We start from the raw sequence: 18,759 nt of genomic DNA on the forward strand, positions 1-18,759 counted from the left end.
CCCCCCCCCCCCCCCCCCCCCCCCCCCCCCCCACCCGTATGTGGGCCTTCGCACACTCTCCCCTCGCAGGTCAACAGCGAGTTGACGGCTGTTCTCGGCCCGTGGTGGACTGCCGGAGCCATGTACGGCGGCAGAAGAGGAAGCCGGTGTGAATCCGGCGCGGTCCCGCCACTGTCACCGGGGTAGTAACCCCCGGGAGCCAGGAACTCTCACCGCCGGTCTCGTCGAACCAGGGCGTGGACACCCTGAGTGAGGACATATCGCCATGTGCGGCTGCCCGTTGCGGGTCCTGGACAGTACGGTGCCGGACGGTACGACGGTTCCGCCCTCCCTTACGGCGGGCTGACCCCATGCGTGCCGATCGCGTCTTCGCGTACGGCGCCGCCGCCGGCCTCCTCGGTGACCTGTTCCTCGGCGATCCCCGCCGCGGGCACCCGGTCGCCGCGTTCGGGCGGGCCGCGGGCGCTGTGGAACGGGTGCTGTGGCGCGACCACCGCGGATGGGGCGCACTGCACACCCTGGTGTGCGCCGGCGGAGCCGTGTCCCTCGCGGCGGCCGCAAGCCGCTGCGTACGCAACTCCCCTGCCGCCTCCTTCGCGCTGACCGCCGCCGCCACCTGGGCCGTGGTCGGCGGCACGTCGCTCGGGCGCGAGGCCCGGGCCATCGGCGCGGCGCTCGAAGCCGGGGACGTCGACACCGCCCGGGAGCTGCTGCCCCGTCTGTGCGGCCGGGATCCGCAGGCACTGGACGCGGACGGGATCGCGCGGGCCGTCGTGGAGTCCGTCGCCGAGAACACCTCCGACGCCGTCGTGGGCGCGCTGGTGTGGGGCGCCGTCGCCGGTGTGCCGGGGCTCGTCGGGTTCCGGGCGGTCAACACGCTCGACGCCATGGTCGGGCACAAGTCACCCAGGTACCGACGCTACGGCTGGGCCTCCGCGCGCCTCGACGACGTCGCCGGATGGCCGGGGGCGCGGCTGACCGCCGTGCTCGCCACCGTCGCCGGCGGCGACCCGCGGGGGGCCGCCCGGGCCTGGCGCGCGGACGCCGCGAAGCATCCGAGCCCCAACGCCGGTCCGGTGGAGGCCTCGTTCGCGGGCGCGCTCGGGGTGCGCCTGGGCGGCACTCTCTCGTACGGCGGGCGGGTCGAGCACCGGCCCGTGCTGGGCGGCCGGGGACGGCCGGTGCGGACCACGGACATCGAGCGGGCCGTACGGCTGTCGCGCCGGGTGGGCCTGCTCGCCCTCGGCGTGAGCGTCGCCGCACGCGCCCTGACACGACGGGGAGGCACGTCATGAGCGGCGGACTGCTGATCGCGGGAACCACCTCCGACGCGGGCAAGAGCGTGGTGACCGCCGGGATCTGCAGGTGGCTGGTGCGGCAGGGCGTGAAGGTGGCGCCCTTCAAGGCGCAGAACATGTCCCTCAATTCCTTCGTCACGCGCGAGGGCGCCGAGATCGGGCGGGCGCAGGCCATGCAGGCGCAGGCCGCACGCGTCGAGCCGACCGCGCTGATGAACCCCGTACTGCTCAAGCCGGGCAGCGACCGGAGCAGTCAGGTCGTCCTCATGGGCAAGCCGGTGGGCGAGATGACGGCGCGGGGCTATCACGGCGGGCGGCAGCAGGCGCTTCTCGGGACCGTTCTGGACTGTCTCGCCGAGTTGCGGGGCACGTATGACGCGGTGATCTGTGAGGGGGCCGGCAGTCCTGCCGAGATCAATCTGCGGCGGACGGACATCGTGAACATGGGGATCGCGCGCAATGCGCGGCTGCCCGTGCTCGTCGTCGGCGACATCGACCGCGGTGGCGTCTTCGCGTCCTTCTTCGGGACCGTCGCGCTGCTCTCGCCCGAGGACCAGCAGTTCGTCGCCGGGTTCCTCGTCAACAAGTTCCGCGGCGACGTCTCGCTGCTGGAGCCGGGCCTCGACATGCTCCGCGGCCTCACCGGGCGCCCCTCGTACGGTGTGCTGCCCTTCCAGCACGGGCTGGGCATCGACGAGGAGGACGGGCTCCGTGTCTCGCTGCGGGGGGCCGTGCGGGAGTCCGTGGTGGCCGCGCCCGTCGGCGAGGACGTGCTGCGCGTCGCCGTCTGCGCCGTCCCGCTGATGTCCAACTTCACGGACGTGGACGCGCTGGCCGCCGAACCGGGCGTCGTCGTGCGGTTCGTGGACCGCGCCGAGGAACTGGCCGACGCCGACCTCGTCGTCGTACCGGGCACCCGCGGGACGGTGAAGGCGCTGCAGTGGCTGCGCGAGCGCGGCCTCGCGGACGCGATCGCGCGACGGGCCGCCGAAGGGCGGCCGGTGCTCGGGATCTGCGGCGGCTTCCAGGTGCTCGGCGAGCACATCGAGGACGAGGTCGAGAGCCGTCAGGGCGCTGTCGACGGGCTCGGTCTGCTGCCCGTACGCGTGCGGTTCGCACGCGAGAAGACCCTCACCCGGCCCGTCGGCGAGGCGCTCGGCGAGCCCGTCGAGGGATACGAGATCCATCACGGCGTCGCCCGGGTGGCGGGCGGGGAACCGTTCCTGGACGGTTGCCGGGTCGGCTCCGTCTGGGGGACGCACTGGCACGGCTCGCTGGAGTCGGACGGCTTCCGGCGCGCCTTCCTGCGCGAGGTGGCGGCCGCCGCAGGCCGTCGCTTCGTGCCGGCCGCCGACACGTCGTTCGGGGCGCTGCGCGAGGAGCAGCTCGACCGGCTCGGCGATCTGATCGAGGAACACGCGGACACGGACGCGCTGTGGCGGCTCATCGAGTCGGGCGCGCCTTCAGGACTGCCTTTCATTCCACCGGGAGCACCCGCATGAGCACAGTGTTGTTGTTGTCGACCGCCGACACCGATCTGCTGGCGGCTCGTGCCTCCGGCGCCGCGTACCGGATCGGCAACCCGACCCGCGTGGACGTCGCGGAGGAACTCCCCGCGCTCGTCGCGGGCGCGGACGTCGCCGTCGTACGGCTGCTGGGCGGCAAGCGCGCCTGGGAGGACGGGCTCGCCTTCCTGAAGGCGTCGGGCATCCCGACGGTGCTGCTCGGCGGGGAGACCGTGCCCGACGCGGAGCTGATGGCCGAGTCGTCCGTGCCCGCCGGTGTGGTCGCGGAGGCGCTGCGCTACCTCGTCGAGGGCGGCCCGGAGAACCTGTCCGAGCTGGCCCGCTTCCTCTCCGACACCGTGCTGCTCACGGGCGAGGGCTTCGAGGCGCCGCGGGAGATGCCGGACTACGGCGTCCGTGGCGAGCCCGAGCTCGACACGAGCCGGCCCACCGTGGCCGTGCTCTTCTACCGCGCCCACGAACTGAGCGGCAACACCGCCTTCGTGGACACCCTGTGCGCCGCCGTCGAGGCGCGGGGCGCCAACGCCCTTGCCATCTACTGCGGTTCGCTGCGCGGCGCCGAGTCGGGCGTGTACGAGCTGATCAGCGGGGCGGACGTGCTGGTCACCACCGTGCTCGCCGCCGGCGGCACCCACGCCTCGGAGGCGTCCGCGGGCGGTGACGAGGAGGCGTGGGACATCAGCGCGCTCCGGACTCTCGACATCCCTGTCCTGCAGGGGCTCTGCCTCACCTCCTCCAAGGCCGCGTGGGACGCGTCGGACGCCGCCCTCTCCCCCATGGACGCGGCGATGCAGGTCGCGATCCCGGAGTTCGACGGGCGGCTGATCACGGTGCCGTTCTCCTTCAAGGAGCAGGGCCCCGACGACGTGCCGGTGTACGTCGCCGACTCCGAGCGGGCCGCCCGCCTCGCCGGAATCGCCGTACGCCACGCGCAGTTGAGGCACACGCCGAACGCGGAGAAGAAGCTCGCGCTGGTCTTCACCGCCTACCCGACGAAGCACTCGCGCGTCGGCAACGCGGTCGGCCTCGACACCCCGGCTTCTGCCGTACGGGTCCTCGACGCGCTCCGGGACGCCGGGTACGGGGTGTCCGGATACCCGGACAACGGCGACGAGTTGATCCACCGGCTCATCGCGGCCGGCGGCCACGACGTCGAGTGGCTGACGGAGGACCAGCTGGCAGCCGCGCCCGCCCGCGTGCCGCTCGCCGACTACCAGGCGTGGTTCGACAGGCTCGACCCCGCGCTGCGTGACGGGATGCTGGAGGCGTGGGGCGAGCCGCCGGGCTCCCTGTACGTCGACGGGGACGACATCGTGCTGGCCTGTCTGCAGTTCGGGAACGTCGTCGTGATGATCCAGCCGCCGCGCGGCTTCGGCGAGAACCCGATCGCGATCTACCACGACCCGGACATGCCGCCGTCGCACCACTACATGGCCGCGTACCGCTGGCTGGACGCTGCGACATCGGAAGGCGGCTTCGGCGCGGACGCCGTGGTGCACATGGGCAAGCACGGCACGATGGAGTGGCTGCCGGGCAAGGGACTCGGGCTGAGCAGCGGCTGCGCCCCGGACGCGGTGCTGGGTGAGCTCCCGCTGATCTACCCGTTCATCGTCAACGACCCCGGCGAGGGCACGCAGGCCAAGCGCCGCGGGCACGCCACGATCGTCGACCACCTCGTGCCGCCGATGGCGCGCGCCGACACGTACGGGGACCTGGCGAAGCTGGAGCAGCTCCTCGACGAGTACGCACTCGTCTCCGACCTGGACCCGACGAAGGCCCCGGCCGTGCGCGCCCAGATCTGGACGCTGGTCAAGGCCGCCGAGCTGCATCACGACCTGCATGTCGACGACCAGCCGGACGACGGCGAGTTCGACGCGTTCGTGATGCACATCGACGGCTATCTCTGCGAGATCAAGGATGTGCAGATCCGCGACGGACTGCACATCCTGGGCGGCGGTCCCGAGGCCGAGGCGCGCGTCAACCTGGTGCTGGCCGTGCTGCGCGCCTCCCAGGTGTGGGGCGGCACCGCGAACGCCCTGCCCGGTCTGCGGGCCTGCCTGGCCGAGCACTTCGGCCTGGTGGAGAAGGAGTTGCTGGGCGAGCCGGGTGCTCCGGTGAAGGTGCCGGACGGGCTGACTTCACTCGTCGAGGGACCCGCGCGGTCGGCGGCCGACGCGATCGACCTCCTTGAGCAGCTGTGCCGCCGGTTCGCGGAGGGCATGGAGGAGCGCGGCTGGCAGGCTTCGGCCGTTCCCGCCCTGGTACGCGAGGTGGTGGGCGTCGAACTCCCGGACGCCGTCGCGGTGTTGGAGTTCGCGTGCGACGAGGTCGTACCGCGGCTGGCGAGGACGACGGACGAGATCGACCACATCCTCCATGCCCTGAACGGCGGTTACGTCCCGGCCGGCCCGTCCGGATCGCCGACCCGCGGACTGGTCAACGTCCTGCCGACCGGCCGCAACTTCTACTCGGTCGACCCCAAGGCGATCCCGTCCAGGCTGAGTTGGGAGGTCGGGCAGTCGCTCGCCGACTCGCTAGCGCAGCGCTACCTGCAGGACACCGGGGACTACCCGAAGTCCGTCGGCCTGACGGTGTGGGGCACGTCCGCGATGCGCACCCAGGGCGACGACATCGCGGAGATTCTCGCGCTGCTCGGCTGCCGCCCGGTGTGGGACGACGCGTCGCGCCGTGTGACCGGGTTCGAGGTGGTCCCGCTCGCGGAGCTGGGGCGGCCGCGCATCGACGTCACCGTCCGCATCTCGGGCTTCTTCCGGGACGCGTTCCCGCACGTGGTCGGCCTGATCGACGACGCGGTGCGCGCGGTCGCCGAGCTGGACGAGCCCGCCGACTCCAACTACGTGCGGGCGCACGCCGACGAGGACACCGCCGAGCACGGTGACCGACGGCGCGCGACGGCCCGTATCTTCGGCTCGAAGCCGGGCGCGTACGGCGCCGGGTTGCTGCCGTTGATCGACGCCCGCAACTGGCGCTCCGACGCCGACCTCGCCGAGGTGTACGCGGTGTGGGGCGGTTACGCCTACGGGCGCGGGCTCGAAGGGCGGGCGGCGCGCGGCGACATGGAGACCGCGTTCAAGCGGATCGCCGTCGCCGCGAAGAACGTCGACACCCGCGAGCACGACCTCGTCGACGCGGACGACTACTTCCAGTACCACGGCGGCATGGTCGCCATGGTCCGCCACCTGACGGGCGCGAGCCCGGAGGCGTACGTCGGCGACTCCGCCGTACCGGACCAGGTCAAGACGCGCACGCTCGGCGAGGAGACCCACCGGGTGTTCCGCGCCCGGGTCGTCAACCCGCGCTGGATGGCGGCCATGCGGCGCCACGGCTACAAGGGTGCCTTCGAGATGGCGGCGACCGTCGACTACCTCTTCGGCTACGACGCCACGGCCGGGGTCGTGGACGACTGGATGTACGAGAAGCTCAGCGCGGAGTACGTCTTCGACGCGGAGAACCGGGACTTCATGAAGAAGTCCAACCCGTGGGCCCTGCGCGGGATCACGGAGCGACTGCTCGAAGCCGCCGACCGGGGCCTGTGGGCCGAGCCGGACGCGGACACCATCGAGCGGTTGCGCGCCACCTATCTGGAGCTCGAAGGCGACTTGGAGGGCGACGAGAAGTGAGTACCCCGTTTCCGTTCACGGCCGTTGTCGGCCAGGACGACCTGCGGCTCGCGCTGCTGCTGAACGCCGTGTCGCCCGCCGTCGGCGGTGTGCTGGTGCGCGGCGAGAAGGGCACCGCCAAGTCCACCGCCGTACGCGCCCTTTCGGCTCTGCTGCCGGAGGTGGACGTCGTCGCCGGGTGCCGTTTCTCGTGCGCTCCGGCGGCGCCCGATCCGGCCTGTCCGGACGGGCCGCACGAGGTCGGGACCGGTACGCGGCGTCCCGCGCGGATGGTCGAGCTGCCGGTCGGCGCCTCGGAGGACCGGCTCGTGGGCTCGCTCGACATCGAGCGGGCGCTCGCCGACGGTGTGAAGGCCTTCGAGCCCGGACTGCTGGCGGACGCCCACCGCGGGATCCTCTACGTCGACGAAGTGAACCTGCTGCACGACCACTTGGTGGACCTGCTGCTGGACGCGGCCGCGATGGGCGCCTCGTACGTGGAGCGCGAGGGCGTCTCCGTCCGGCATGCCGCGCGGTTCCTGCTGGTGGGGACCATGAACCCCGAAGAGGGCGAGCTGCGGCCGCAGTTGCTCGACCGGTTCGGGCTCACGGTGGAGGTCGCGGCCTCGCGTGAGCCGGACCAGCGGGTGGAGGTCGTGCGCAGGCGGCTCGCGTACGACGACGATCCCGAGGGGTTCGCGGCGCGCTGGGCCGACGAGGAGTCGGCGGTGCGGGCGCGGATCGTGGCGGCCCGCGCACTGCTGCCCTCCGTCCGGCTGGGCGACGGGGCGCTGCGGCAGATCGCGGCGACCTGTGCGGCCTTCGAGGTCGACGGGATGCGCGCCGACATCGTGATGGCGCGGACGGCGACGGCGCTGGCCGCGTGGGCCGGGCGGACGGACGTGCTCGCGGAGGACGTACGGCAGGCGGCGCTGCTCGCGCTGCCGCACCGGCGGCGGCGTAATCCCTTCGACGCGCCGGGGCTCGACGAGAACAAGCTCGACGAGACCCTGGAGGAGTTCGGGGGCGGGGACGACAACGACGAGGACCCGGATCCGGAGGGGCCCGGGCCCAGCGGTGGCGGCGGGCAGCCCCCGCAGGAGGGGCCCGAGAGCCCCGAGGGCGGTGACACGGGCGCGCAGCCCGAGGCCGGCGAGGCGGGGCAGCCGCAGTCCTCCGGCGCCGGGGAGCAGCAGCCCGCACGGGCCGGGGAGCCGTTCAGGACCAAGGTGCTGAGCGTGCCGGGTCTTGGCGAGGGTGCGGCCGGGCGGCGCTCGCGTGCGCGCACCGAGCACGGCAGGACCACGGGGGCCCGGCGGCCCCGAGGGGCCCTCACCAAGCTGCACCTGGCGGCCACCGTGCTGGCGGCGGCGCCGCATCAGCGGGCGCGCGGCCGGTCGGGGCCCGGTCTCGTCGTACGGCGGGACGATCTGCGCCAGGCGACCCGGGAGGGGCGCGAGGGGAACCTCGTGCTGTTCGTCGTGGACGCCTCCGGGTCGATGGCGGCGCGGCAGCGGATGAGCGCCGTGAAGGGGGCTGTGCTGTCATTGCTCCTCGACGCCTACCAGCGGCGCGACAAGGTGGGGCTCGTGACGTTCCGGGGGTCGGCCGGGGAGGTCGCGCTGCCGCCGACCTCGTCGGTGGACGCGGCCGCGGTCCGGCTGGAGTCGCTGCCCACGGGCGGCCGCACTCCGCTCGCGGCCGGGCTGCTGAAGGCACATGACGTGCTGCGGGTCGAACGGCTGCGGGATCCCGCGCGGCGGCCCCTGGTGGTCGTCGTGACGGACGGGCGGGCCACCGGCGGGCCGGAGCCGGTCGCGCTCGCGGGGCGGGCGGCGCGGCTGTTCGCGGCCGAGCAGGTCGCGTCCGTGGTCGTCGACTGCGAGTCGGGGCCGGTGCGGCTGGGGCTCGCGGGGCAGCTCGCGGGTGAACTGGGCGGTACGGCGGTGACGTTGGACGAGCTGCGGGCGGACTCGATCGCCGGGCTCGTGAGGGATGTTCAGGGCGACAGCAGGAGGGCCGCGTAATGCCGCAGGGGCAGCCGAGTGTGGTACCGGACGACGGCCTGACGACCCGTCAGAGGCGTAACCGGCCGTTGGTGATCGTGCACACGGGCATCGGGAAGGGCAAGTCGACGGCCGCGTTCGGGCTTGCCCTGCGGGCCTGGAACCAGGGGTGGCCCATCGGGGTGTTCCAGTTCGTCAAGTCGGCGAAGTGGAAGGTCGGCGAGGAGAACGCGCTGCGGGTGCTCGGCGCCAGCGGCGAGGGCGGCACCGTCGACTGGCACAAGATGGGCGAGGGCTGGTCCTGGGTGCAGCGTGATGCCCAGATGGACAACGAGGAGAAGGCCCGCGAGGGCTGGGAGCAGGTCAAGCGGGACCTGGCCGCCGAGACGTACCAGCTGTACGTGCTGGACGAGTTCGCCTACCCCATGCACTGGGGATGGATCGACACCGACGAGGTCGTCGAGGTGCTGCGCGACCGGCCCGGGACCCAGCATGTCGTGATCACCGGGCGCAACGCCCCCGAGAAGCTGGTCGGGTTCGCCGATCTCGTCACCGACATGTCCAAGGTCAAGCACCCGATGGACGCGGGGCAGAAGGGGCAGAGGGGCATCGAGTGGTGAATGGCTCGTCCGTGCCCCGGCTGGTCATCGCCGCGCCCTCGTCCGGGAGCGGCAAGACCACCGTTGCCACGGGGTTGATGGCCGCGTTCGCCGCGCGGGGGCTTGCCGTGTCCCCGCACAAGGTCGGACCGGACTACATCGACCCCGGGTACCACGCGCTCGCCACCGGGCGGGTGGGGCGCAACCTCGACGCGTATCTGTGCGGGCCGGAGCTGATCGCCCCGCTGTTCGCGCACGGCGCGCAGGGGTGCGACCTCGCCGTCGTCGAGGGTGTCATGGGGCTGTACGACGGGGCCGCGGGAGAGGGCGAACTGGCGTCCACCGCCCATGTGGCGAAACTGCTGCGGGCGCCGGTGGTGCTGGTGGTCGACGCGTCGGCGCAGTCGCGCTCCGTGGCCGCGCTGGTGCACGGGTTCGCGTCGTGGGATCCCGAGGTGCGGGTGGCCGGGGTGATCCTCAACAAGGTGGGGTCCGAGCGGCACGAGGAGCTGTTGCGGGAGGCGTTGGACTCGGCCGGGGTGCCGGTGCTGGGTGTGCTGCGGCGGGCGCCGCAGGTCGAGACTCCGTCTCGGCATCTCGGGCTGGTGCCGGTCGCCGAGCGGCGGGCTGCTGCCGTCGAGGCGGTTTCTGCGATGGCCTCCCAGGTGCGGGAGGGGTGCGATCTCGATGCGCTCTTCGCGTTGGCCCGGGGTGCGGGTGCGTTGTCGGGTGCGGCTTGGGATGCGGCTGAGGCTTTGGTTCTTTCGCCCCCTCCGCCCCTTCCCGTCCCGACCCGGGGCTCCGCCCCGGACCCCGCTCCTCGAACTCCCCCACTGCCTGAAGGGCGTGGGGGGACCCCCAAGGGGCTGAAACCCACCGCGATCATCGCCATCGCCGGCGGGCCCGCGTTCACCTTCTCCTATGCCGAACATGCCGAGTTGCTGGCCGCCGCCGGTGCGGAGGTCGTCACGTTCGACCCCCTCCGGGACGAGCGACTGCCGGACGGGACGGCCGGGTTGGTCATCGGTGGGGGCTTTCCGGAGGTGTACGCCCCCGAGTTGTCCGCCAACGAGCCGCTGCGGAAGGCCGTGGCCGCGCTCGCGGCGAGCGGGGCGCCGATCGCCGCCGAGTGCGCCGGGCTGCTCTATCTGTCGCGGGAGCTCGACGGGCTGCCGATGTGCGGGGTCGTGGACGCCAAGGCGCGGATGGACGAGCGGCTGACGTTGGGGTACCGGGATGCCGTGGCCGTCAGCGACAGTGTGCTCGCGGTCGCCGGGACCCGGATGCGCGGGCACGAGTTCCACCGCACGGTGGTCGAGCCCGGCGCGGGGGCGGCTCCCGCCTGGGGTGTGCGCGCCCCTCTACGGCGGGTCGAAGGTTTCGTACAACAAGGTGTGCACGCGAGTTATCTGCACACGCACTGGGCGTCCGAGCCCGGTGTCGCCCGTCGGTTCGTGGAGAGGTGCCTGACGTCATGAGCAGCAAGCTGATCGGAGTCGGGGTCGGGCCCGGTGACCCGGAGCTGGTGACCGTGAAGGGCGTCAACGCCCTGCGCGCGGCCGACGTCGTCGTCGTACCCGTGATGGACACCCTGGAGCGGGGGCGGGCGGAAGCCACCGTGCTGCACTACGTGCCCGAGGAGAAGGTCGTCCGGGTCGTGTTCGCGCTGAACGAGCGGACCGACCGGGGGCGTCGCGAGGCGGCCTGGGACGCGGCGGGCGAGCGGGTGGCGCAGCTGCTCGGTGAGCACGCCACCGTCGCCTTCGCCACCATCGGCGACCCCAACGTGTACTCGACCTTCACCTATCTCGCGCAGACCATCGGCGAGGCGGTGCCGGGGACCGTCGTGGAGACCGTGCCCGGGATCACCGCCATGCAGGACCTCGCCGCGCGGTCGGGCGCCGTGCTGACCGAGGGGACCGAGCCGCTCACGCTCGTGCCGGTGACGGCCGGGTCCGCCGTGCTCAAGGACGCACTGAACGGCCCGGGCACCGTGGTCGCGTACAAGTTCGGGCGGCAGGCGCAGGAGGTGGCCGAGGTGTTGCGCGAGACCGGGCGCATCGACGACGCCGTGTGGGGCTCCGCGCTCGGGCTCCCCGAGGAGTCGATCCGGTCGGCGGCCGCGCTGGACGGCGGCCCGCTGCCGTACCTCTCCACGCTCATCGCACCCGCACGGCGCGACGGCACCCGGGGCGGCAAGCTGTGAGCGGCCCAAAGACCGGTCCGAGGAGCGGTCGAAGAAGCGGGTCATCCCGCGAGGCCCACCACCAGCCAGATGAAGGCCACTCCGGCGACCGTGCACAGCAGGGTGGAGCGGGCCGGGTGCTCGTGGTGGGCCTCGGGGAGGATCTCGGCGGCGGCGAGGTACAGGAGTACGCCGCCGAAGAGGCCGAGATAGCCGCCGAGCAGTTGCTCCGGAATGGTGACGAAGAGCGTCGAGGCGGCGCCCACGACGGGGGCCGCCGCGTCGGCGAACAGCATGGTGATCGCCTTGCGGCGGGCGTTCCCGTACAGGCTCGTGATCGTGTACGTGTTGAAGCCGTCCGCGAAGTCGTGGGCGATGACCGCGAGGGCGACGGCCAGGGCCATGCCGCCGCCCACCTGGAAGGCGGCGCCGATCGCGACGCCGTCCATGGCGCTGTGGCCGACCATCGCCGCGGCCGCAGTGAGGCCCACCTCGGGCGCCCGGCCGCCGTGCTCCTCCCCGCCGTGCGCGGCCTGGCGGGCGGCCAGCAGGCGTTCCACCAGGTGCGCCAGCAGGAAGCCCGCCACGAACAGCAGCAGCGCGGCCGGTACGCCGAAGACCTCGTCGCCCGCCGCCGCCAGCGCCTCCGGCAGCAGGTCCAGGCCGACCACGCCCAGCATCAGCCCGCCGGCCAGGCCCAGCACCAGGTGGCGGCGGTCGGTCACACGCTGTGCCGTCCAGCCGCCGGCCAGCGTCATCAGGAACGCGCCGAGCGCGACGAGGACCGCCATGTGCTCTTGCTATCCGATCAACCCCCGTTCACGCATGTCCAACGCCTGATCACGCACTGACTTATTGCATTTGTTGCTTTTGTTGCATTTGTTGTGAGAGCTGTAAGAGAGGACCGAATCCCATGGCCGATGCCCCCACCGGCAAGGTGACCTTCGTCGGTGCCGGCCCCGGCGCCGCCGACCTGCTGACGTTCCGTGCCGCCCGCGCCATCGCCGAGGCCGACGTCGTGATCTGGGCGGCCAGCCTGGTGCAGGCGGAGGTCCTCGACCACGCGCGCGAGGGCGCGGAGATCCTGGACTCGGCGACCATGTCCCTGGAGGACGTGGTGGCCGTGTACGAGCGGGCCGCGGCCGAGGGGCTGAAGGTCGCCCGCATCCACTCCGGCGACCCGGCCCTGTGGGGCGGTACGCAGGAGCAGCTCGACCGGTGCACGGGCATCGGCGTCGCGACCGAGATCATCCCCGGCGTCTCCTCCTTCTCCGCCGTCGCCGCGCTCGCACAGCGCGAGCTGACGATCCCCGAGGTCGCCCAGTCCGTGATCCTCACCCGGCTGGGCGGCGGCAAGACGCCGATGCCGCCCGGCGAGGAGGTACGGGAGTTCGCACGGCACGGCACCACGATGGCGCTGTTCCTGTCGGCGGCGCGCAGCGGGCAGCTCGTGCGGGAGCTGCTGGAGGGCGGTTATCCGACCTCGACGCCCGTCGTGGTCGCCTATCAGGCGACCTGGCCGGAGGAGCTGATCGTCACGTGCACGATCGGCACCCTGGAGGAGACGGTCAAGGAGCACAAGCTGTGGAAGCACACGCTGTTCCTGGTCGGTCCGGCGCTCGGTGCGAGCGGCACCCGCTCGCACCTCTACCACCCCGGTCACTTCCACGGCTTCCGCAAGGCCGACCCCCAGGCGCGCGCGGAACTGCGGGCGGCGCGGAAGGGCAGTCCGTCGTGATCACGGTCGTCGGTACGGGGACGGGGGCGTCGCTCTCCCGGGACGCCCGGGCCGCCCTGGCCGAGGCGGGGCTCGTCGTGGGCGCACGGCGGCACCTGGAGGCCGCGCGGCTGCCGGACGCGGCGCAGCGAGTCGTTCTGGGTCCGCTCGCGCCCGCGCTGGACGCGATCGAGCAGCACCTGGAGAAGCAGCGGTCCGGGCCGGCACGGCGGGACGCGGAAGAGCCGCACACCGAACGGCCGGACGCGGAGCAGATCAAGGAACAGCCGGACGCGGAGCGGACCGAGGAACAGCCGGACCGGCAGCGGGTCGTCGTGCTCGCCTCCGGTGATCCCGGGTTCTTCGGGATCGTGCGGGCGCTGGCCGAGCGCTTCGGCTCCGACCGGCTGGACGTGCACCCGGGTGTGTCGTCCGTCGCCACCGCCTTCGCACGGCTCGGGCTGCCCTGGGACGACGCCGTCGTGGTGAGCGCCCACGGGCGTGATCTGCGCAGCGCCCTGCACGCCTGCCGCTCGTACCCGAAGGTCGCCGTGCTGACCGGCCCCGGTGCCGGGCCCGCCGAACTGGGCACCGGTCTCGCCTACCGTTCCGGCGAGCGTGTCCTCGTCGTCGCGAGCTCCCTGGGCGACCCCGAGCACGAACGCGTGGAGCGGGTCACGCCCGCCGAGGCCGCGGCCCGCGACTGGGGGTCCGCGGTGAGCGTCGTCCTGTGCCTCGACGAGTCGCGCGCCCTGGCGCCGGTGCGCACGGTCGCCGGGCCGCCGCCGGCGCCCGACCGGTGGGCCCTGGCCGAGGACGAGTTCACGCACCGCGACTCGATGATCACCAAGTTCGAGGTACGGGCGCTGGCGCTGGCCCGGATGGGACCGCGGCTCGGCGATCTGATCTGGGACGTGGGTGCGGGTTCCGGGTCCGTCGCCGTCGAGTGCGCGCGCTTCGGTGCCGCCGTCACCGCGATCGAGAAGACCCGGGACGGGGTGGACCGGATCCGCGCCAACGCCGCGGCGCACGGCGTCGACGTCCACGTCGTGCACGGCGCGGCGCCCACCGTGCTGACCGATCTGACCGACCCGGATGCCGTGTTCATCGGCGGTGGGGGGCGCGAACTGCCCGCCATCGTCATGGCCTGCGCGCGGCGCGCCCGCCGCTCGGTCGTCGTGGCGATGGCCGCGCTCGACCGGGTTCCGGCGGCCCGCGACGCGCTGACCGGTGCCGGGTTCGACTGCGGTGGTGTCCTGCTGCAGTCGTCCCGGCTCGCACCGCTGCCGGGCGACGTCAGCCGGCTCGCGGCCACCAACCCGGTGTTCCTGTTGTGGGGCGTACGGCCCCCGGCATCCGGCGCCGGGGGTCCCAACAACCCCGATGCTGCCGGCAGTTCCAGCAGTTCCAGTGAAGGAGTCTCCCTGTGATCGGCCTCATCTCCGCGACTGCGGCGGGCGCCGCGGCCCGTGACCGGTTGGTCGCGGCCTGGCCCGCCCGTACCCGGGTCTACGACGGCCCGCTGCGGGACGCCGTCGAGCGCGCCTTCGCGGAGTGCGAGCAGCTCGTGTGCTTCCTCGCCACGGGGGCCGTGGTGCGGCTGGTCGCGCCGCTGCTCGGCGACAAGACGTCCGACCCCGGTGTCGTGTGCGTCGACGAGGCGGGGCGGTTCGCCGTGTCCCTCGTCGGCGGTCACGGGGGCGGCGCGAACGAACTCGCCCGCGAGGTGGGCGAGTTGCTGGGAGCCGAGCCCGTGGTGACCACGGCGACCGACGCGGTGGGTGTGCCGGGGCTGGACACCCTGGGCCTCCCCGTCGAGGGCGATGTCGCCGGGGTGTCCCGGGCTCTGCTGGACGGTGAACCCGTCGCCCTGGACGCCGAGTTGGCGTGGCCGCTGCCTGCGCTGCCGGTCGCGGAGCGGGGGGCGTACGCGATTCGTGTCACCGACCGCCTGGTCGAGCCCGCCGAGCGGCAGGTCGTGCTGCGGCCGCCGTCCCTGGTCGTGGGTGTCGGCGCGTCCAAGGGGGCTGCGGTGGACGAGGTGCTGGGGCTCGTCGAGTCGGCGCTGCGGGATGCGGGGCTGTCCGTGCGGTCCGTCGCCGAGCTGGCGACCGTCGACGCCAAGGCCGAGGAGCCCGGCATCCTCGGGGCTGCCGCGCGGCTCGGGGTGCCCGTGGTGACGTACGGCGCCGAGGAGTTGGCGGCGGTCGACGTACCGAACCCCTCAAACGCGCCACTGACCGCCGTCGGTACGCCGTCCGTGGCGGAGGCCGCCGCTCTCGTGGGCGGGGGTGAACTCCTCGTGCCCAAGCGGAAGTCGGAGCGCGCTGACGGCCTGCCCGCGATGGCGACCTGCGCGGTCGTGCGCCGGACGGCGCGCGGCCGTCTCGCGGTCGTCGGACTCGGCCCGGGCGCACGCGATCTGCTCACTCCGCGGGCCAAGGAGGAGCTGCGGCGGGCTTCCGTGCTCGTCGGGCTCGACCAGTACGTCGACCAGATCCGCGATCTGCTGCGGCCCGGCACCCGCGTCCTGGAATCCGGGCTGGGCGCCGAGGAGGAGCGGGCCCGCACGGCGGTGGCCGAGGCGCGGCGCGGGCAGGCCGTGGCGCTGATCGGCAGCGGTGACGCGGGTGTGTACGCGATGGCGTCCCCGGCGCTGGCCGAGGCGTCCGACGACATCGACGTGGTCGGGGTGCCGGGCGTCACGGCGGCGCTCGCGGCCGGGGCGATCCTGGGCGCGCCGCTCGGCCACGATCATGTGTCGATCAGCCTCTCCGACCTGCACACTCCCTGGGAGGTCATCGAGCGGCGGGTGCGGGCGGCCGCGGAGGCCGACATCGTCGTGACCTTCTACAACCCGCGCAGCCGGGGCCGCGACTGGCAGCTCCCCAAGGCCCTCGCGATCCTCGCCGGGCACCGGGAGCCCGCGACGCCGGTGGGCGTCGTACGGAACGCGTCACGTGCGGACGAATCCAGCCGCATCACCACGCTGGCAGGACTCGATCCGGCGACGGTGGACATGATGACGGTCGTGACCGTGGGCAACACGGCGACCCGTGAGATCGCCGGGCGCATGGTGACACCGCGCGGCTACCGCTGGCAGGAGGAGCCCAAGTGACTCAGGTGAGCCAAGTCGGCCCGGTGGGCGCGGAGTTCACGCCCGAGCACCGGGTCGTGCACCCCATCGAGCAGGAGTCCTTCCGGCGGCTGCGTGCCCGCCTGGACACCGCGCACTTCCCGCCGCTGACCCGGGCGGTCGTGGAGCGGGTCATCCACTCCGCGGCCGACCTGGAGTACGCGGCCGACCTCGTCACCGATGAGAGCGCGCTGGAGAAGGCGCACGCGGCTCTGCACGCCGGGGCGCCTGTCGTCGTGGACGTCGAGATGGTGGCCGCCGGGATCACCCGGCGCGACACCGTCTGCCGTCTCAAGGACGCCAGGTCCGGGCCGGGGCTGACCCGTTCCGCGCACGCGATCCGGCTCGCCTACGAGGAGGTCGGGCCCGGCGCTCTCTGGGTGATCGGCTGCGCGCCGACCGCCCTGGAAGAACTCCTCACCCTGGGCGCCGACCCGGCGCTCGTCATCGGTCTGCCCGTCGGTTTCGTCGGCGCCGCCGAGTCCAAGGCCGCGCTGCGCGAGAGCGGGCTGCCCGCTGTCAGCAACGTGTCCGAGAAGGGCGGTTCGGCGGTCGCCGCGGCCGCGCTCAACGCCCTCCTGTACCACCCCGTATCCGCATCCAAGGAGCTTTCGTGACTACCCCTCCCCCCGCCCTGCTCGTCGCCGGCCACGGCACCCGGGACGAGGCCGGAGCCGAGGCCTTCCGTGACTTCGTGGGGGAGCTGGGGCGCCGTCACCCCGAACTGCCCGTCGCGGGCGGCTTCATCGAGCTGTCCCCGCCGCCGCTGGGCGACGCGGTCGCCGAGCTCGTGGAACGGGGCGTACGCCGTTTCGCGGCCGTTCCGCTGATGCTGGTGTCCGCCGGGCACGCCAAGGGGGACATTCCGGCGGCGCTGTCGCGGGAGAAGGAGCGGCACCCGGGGATCTCGTACACCTACGGCCGTCCGCTGGGCCCGCACCCGTCGCTGCTGAACGTGCTGGAGCGGCGGCTCGACGAGGCGCTGGGCGCAAGCGCGGCCCGCACGCCCGAGGACCGGGCCGATGTGACCGTGCTGCTGGTCGGGCGCGGTTCCACCGACCCGGACGCGAACGCCGAGGTGCACAAGGCCGCGCGGCTGCTGTGGGAGGGCCGGGGGTACGCGGGCGTGGAGACGGCGTTCGTGTCGCTGGCCGCGCCGGACGTGCCGTCGGGCCTGGACCGCTGTGTGCGGCTGGGGGCGAAGCGGATCGTCGTCCTGCCGTACTTCCTCTTCACCGGGATCCTCCCGGACCGCGTACGGCAGCAGACCGAGGGCTGGGCTGCCGCCCACCCGGAGGTCGAGGTGAACTCCGCCGATGTCATCGGCCCGGAGCCGGAGCTGCTCGACCTGGTGATGGAGCGCTACCGCGAGGCGGTCAAGGGGGATCTGCGGATGAACTGCGACTCGTGCGTGTACCGCATCGCGCTGCCCGGTTTCGAGGACAAGGTCGGGCTGCCGCAGCAGCCGCACTTCCACCCGGACGACGACGGCCATCACCACGGGCATGGACACGGGCACCATGGGCATGCGCACTCCCATGCGCACTGAGGGAGCCGAGGACCCGGAGGACCGGGCCGGCGGCGCGCACGATCTTCGTCATCACGGGGACGCGGAGGTGCGCGACGACGGGTCCGCGCTCGTCGACCTCGCCGTGAACGTCCGCGCGGACACGCCCCCGGCGTGGCTGCGCGAGCGGATCGCCGAGTCGCTGGGCGGCCTCGCCGCCTACCCCGACGGGCGGATCGCGCGGGCCGCGGTGGCGGCGCGGCACGGGCTGCCGGTGGAACGGGTGCTGCTCACCGCGGGCTCCGCGGAGGCCTTCGTGCTGCTCGCCCGCGCCCTGAAGGTCCGCCGGCCCGTCGTGGTGCACCCGCAGTTCACCGAGCCGGAGGCGGCGCTGCGGGATGCCGGGCACACCGTCGACCGAGTACTGCTCCGCGCGGAGGACGGCTTCCGGCTCGACCCCGCGGACGTCCCCGAGGACGCCGACCTGGTCGTGATCGGCAACCCCACCAATCCGACGTCGGTCCTGCATCCGGCCGCCTCGATCGCCGCTCTCGCCCGGCCCGGGCGGACGTTGGTCGTCGACGAGGCGTTCATGGACGCGGTGCCGGACGAGCGGGAGGCCCTTGCCGGGCGGGTGGACGTGCCCGGGCTGGTGGTGCTGCGCAGCCTCACGAAGACGTGGGGGCTGGCCGGGTTGCGGATCGGGTACGTCCTCGCCGCGCCCGAGACGATCGCCGAGCTGGAGCGCGCGCAGCCGCTGTGGCCGGTGTCCACGCCCGCGCTGGCCGCGGCGGAGGCGTGCATGTCCGCGCGGGCTCTCGCGGAGGCCGGGCACGCGGCGCACCGCGTCTCGGCGGACCGTGCCCATCTCGTGGCGGGGCTGCGGGAGTTCGACATCGACGGGCTTGAGGTCGTCGAGCCCGCCGAGGGGCCGTTCGTGCTCGTACGGCTCCCCCGTGCGGCGACCGTCCGCACCCACCTCCGCACCCTCGGCTTCGCCGTGCGGCGCGGGGACACGTTTCCCGGGCTCGGGGAGCAGTGGTTGCGGCTCGCGGTGCGGGACCGGGTGACCGTCAACCGGTTCCTGCAGGCGCTGGACCGGGCGGTGACGCTGGCGGGGCGGTGACGCGTGGGGCGGGTGGGGGTTTTCGCCCCCTCCGCCCCT

The 18,759-nt window shown here is 73.4% G+C and carries 14 protein-coding genes and 1 riboswitch; of the genes, 13 read left to right on the plus strand and 1 reads right to left on the minus strand.

Features of this window, described 5'->3' with window-relative positions:
• Positions 1-88: 88 nt before the first annotated feature.
• A riboswitch (cobalamin riboswitch) is annotated at positions 89-228 on the plus strand.
• A 122-nt stretch (positions 229-350) separates the two neighbouring features.
• From ACN6LB_RS18015 to cobI, 7 genes are read left to right on the plus strand one after another with little or no spacing between them, the layout of a single operon-like run.
• On the plus strand, positions 351-1,295 hold the full coding sequence (locus ACN6LB_RS18015) for a cobalamin biosynthesis protein (protein ID WP_445026791.1): 945 nt from the start codon (positions 351-353) through the stop codon (positions 1,293-1,295).
• Positions 1,292-2,800, plus strand: a complete 1,509-nt coding sequence (locus ACN6LB_RS18020; protein WP_445026792.1) for a cobyric acid synthase — start codon at positions 1,292-1,294, stop codon at positions 2,798-2,800. Before ACN6LB_RS18015 ends, ACN6LB_RS18020 begins: the two co-directional genes overlap by 4 nt.
• The gene (gene cobN / locus ACN6LB_RS18025) at positions 2,797-6,465 is read left to right on the plus strand and encodes a cobaltochelatase subunit CobN (protein WP_445026793.1); all 3,669 of its coding nucleotides are present in this window, start codon (positions 2,797-2,799) and stop codon (positions 6,463-6,465) included. Before ACN6LB_RS18020 ends, cobN begins: the two co-directional genes overlap by 4 nt.
• Positions 6,462-8,471: a putative cobaltochelatase gene (locus tag ACN6LB_RS18030; protein ID WP_445026794.1), complete on the plus strand. Its 2,010-nt coding sequence runs from the start codon at positions 6,462-6,464 to the stop codon at positions 8,469-8,471. Before cobN ends, ACN6LB_RS18030 begins: the two co-directional genes overlap by 4 nt.
• Positions 8,471-9,070 (plus strand): cob(I)yrinic acid a,c-diamide adenosyltransferase, encoded by a 600-nt coding sequence (gene cobO, locus ACN6LB_RS18035; protein ID WP_445026795.1) that lies wholly within the window; start codon positions 8,471-8,473, stop codon positions 9,068-9,070. The genes ACN6LB_RS18030 and cobO overlap by 1 nt, the downstream gene beginning before the upstream one ends.
• A complete protein-coding gene (locus tag ACN6LB_RS18040) occupies positions 9,064-10,527 on the plus strand; it encodes a cobyrinate a,c-diamide synthase (protein WP_445026796.1) in 1,464 nt (487 codons plus the stop codon). Before cobO ends, ACN6LB_RS18040 begins: the two co-directional genes overlap by 7 nt.
• Positions 10,524-11,255, plus strand: a complete 732-nt coding sequence (gene cobI, locus ACN6LB_RS18045) for a precorrin-2 C(20)-methyltransferase (RefSeq protein WP_445026797.1) — start codon at positions 10,524-10,526, stop codon at positions 11,253-11,255. The genes ACN6LB_RS18040 and cobI overlap by 4 nt, the downstream gene beginning before the upstream one ends.
• Positions 11,256-11,296: 41 nt before the next feature.
• Here cobI and ACN6LB_RS18050 read toward each other — a convergent pair whose 3' ends face one another.
• Positions 11,297-12,025, minus strand: a complete 729-nt coding sequence (locus ACN6LB_RS18050; protein WP_356141296.1) for a ZIP family metal transporter — start codon at positions 12,023-12,025, stop codon at positions 11,297-11,299.
• Positions 12,026-12,147: 122 nt separating this feature from the next.
• On the opposite strand from ACN6LB_RS18050, the gene cobM reads away from it, so the two are divergent.
• From cobM to cobC, 6 genes are read left to right on the plus strand one after another with little or no spacing between them, the layout of a single operon-like run.
• On the plus strand, positions 12,148-12,972 hold the full coding sequence (gene cobM, locus ACN6LB_RS18055) for a precorrin-4 C(11)-methyltransferase (RefSeq protein WP_445026798.1): 825 nt from the start codon (positions 12,148-12,150) through the stop codon (positions 12,970-12,972).
• Positions 12,969-14,381 carry a precorrin-6y C5,15-methyltransferase (decarboxylating) subunit CbiE gene (cbiE, locus tag ACN6LB_RS18060; protein ID WP_445026799.1) on the plus strand — a complete coding sequence of 471 codons (1,413 nt, stop codon included), beginning with the start codon at positions 12,969-12,971 and terminating at the stop codon, positions 14,379-14,381. The genes cobM and cbiE overlap by 4 nt, the downstream gene beginning before the upstream one ends.
• On the plus strand, positions 14,378-16,069 hold the full coding sequence (gene cobJ, locus ACN6LB_RS18065) for a precorrin-3B C(17)-methyltransferase (RefSeq protein ID WP_445026800.1): 1,692 nt from the start codon (positions 14,378-14,380) through the stop codon (positions 16,067-16,069). The genes cbiE and cobJ overlap by 4 nt, the downstream gene beginning before the upstream one ends.
• Positions 16,070-16,074: 5 nt before the next feature.
• On the plus strand, positions 16,075-16,704 hold the full coding sequence (locus ACN6LB_RS18070) for a precorrin-8X methylmutase (RefSeq protein WP_445026820.1): 630 nt from the start codon (positions 16,075-16,077) through the stop codon (positions 16,702-16,704).
• The gene (locus ACN6LB_RS18075; RefSeq protein ID WP_356141287.1) at positions 16,701-17,636 is read left to right on the plus strand and encodes a sirohydrochlorin chelatase; all 936 of its coding nucleotides are present in this window, start codon (positions 16,701-16,703) and stop codon (positions 17,634-17,636) included. The genes ACN6LB_RS18070 and ACN6LB_RS18075 overlap by 4 nt, the downstream gene beginning before the upstream one ends.
• Entirely contained in the window at positions 17,626-18,720 is a 1,095-nt protein-coding gene (cobC, locus tag ACN6LB_RS18080; RefSeq protein WP_445026801.1) for an Rv2231c family pyridoxal phosphate-dependent protein CobC, read from the plus strand. Before ACN6LB_RS18075 ends, cobC begins: the two co-directional genes overlap by 11 nt.
• The last annotated feature ends 39 nt before the right edge of the window (positions 18,721-18,759 follow it).

The sequence above is a fragment of the Streptomyces sp. SAS_270 genome, assembly GCF_052543295.1.

What these genes read in the sequence shown, in the direction of transcription:
- ACN6LB_RS18015 (WP_445026791.1), top strand. Translation starts at nt 351, where the DNA reads ATGCGTGCCGATCGCGTCTTCGCGTACGGCGCCGCCGCCGGCCTCCTC.
- ACN6LB_RS18020 (WP_445026792.1), top strand. Translation starts at nt 1,292, where the DNA reads ATGAGCGGCGGACTGCTGATCGCGGGAACCACCTCCGACGCGGGCAAG.
- cobN (WP_445026793.1), top strand. Translation starts at nt 2,797, where the DNA reads ATGAGCACAGTGTTGTTGTTGTCGACCGCCGACACCGATCTGCTGGCG.
- cobO (WP_445026795.1), top strand. Translation starts at nt 8,471, where the DNA reads ATGCCGCAGGGGCAGCCGAGTGTGGTACCGGACGACGGCCTGACGACC.
- cobI (WP_445026797.1), top strand. Translation starts at nt 10,524, where the DNA reads ATGAGCAGCAAGCTGATCGGAGTCGGGGTCGGGCCCGGTGACCCGGAG.
- ACN6LB_RS18050 (WP_356141296.1), bottom strand. Translation starts at nt 12,025, where the DNA reads ATGGCGGTCCTCGTCGCGCTCGGCGCGTTCCTGATGACGCTGGCCGGC.
- cobM (WP_445026798.1), top strand. Translation starts at nt 12,148, where the DNA reads ATGGCCGATGCCCCCACCGGCAAGGTGACCTTCGTCGGTGCCGGCCCC.
- cobC (WP_445026801.1), top strand. Translation starts at nt 17,626, where the DNA reads ATGCGCACTGAGGGAGCCGAGGACCCGGAGGACCGGGCCGGCGGCGCG.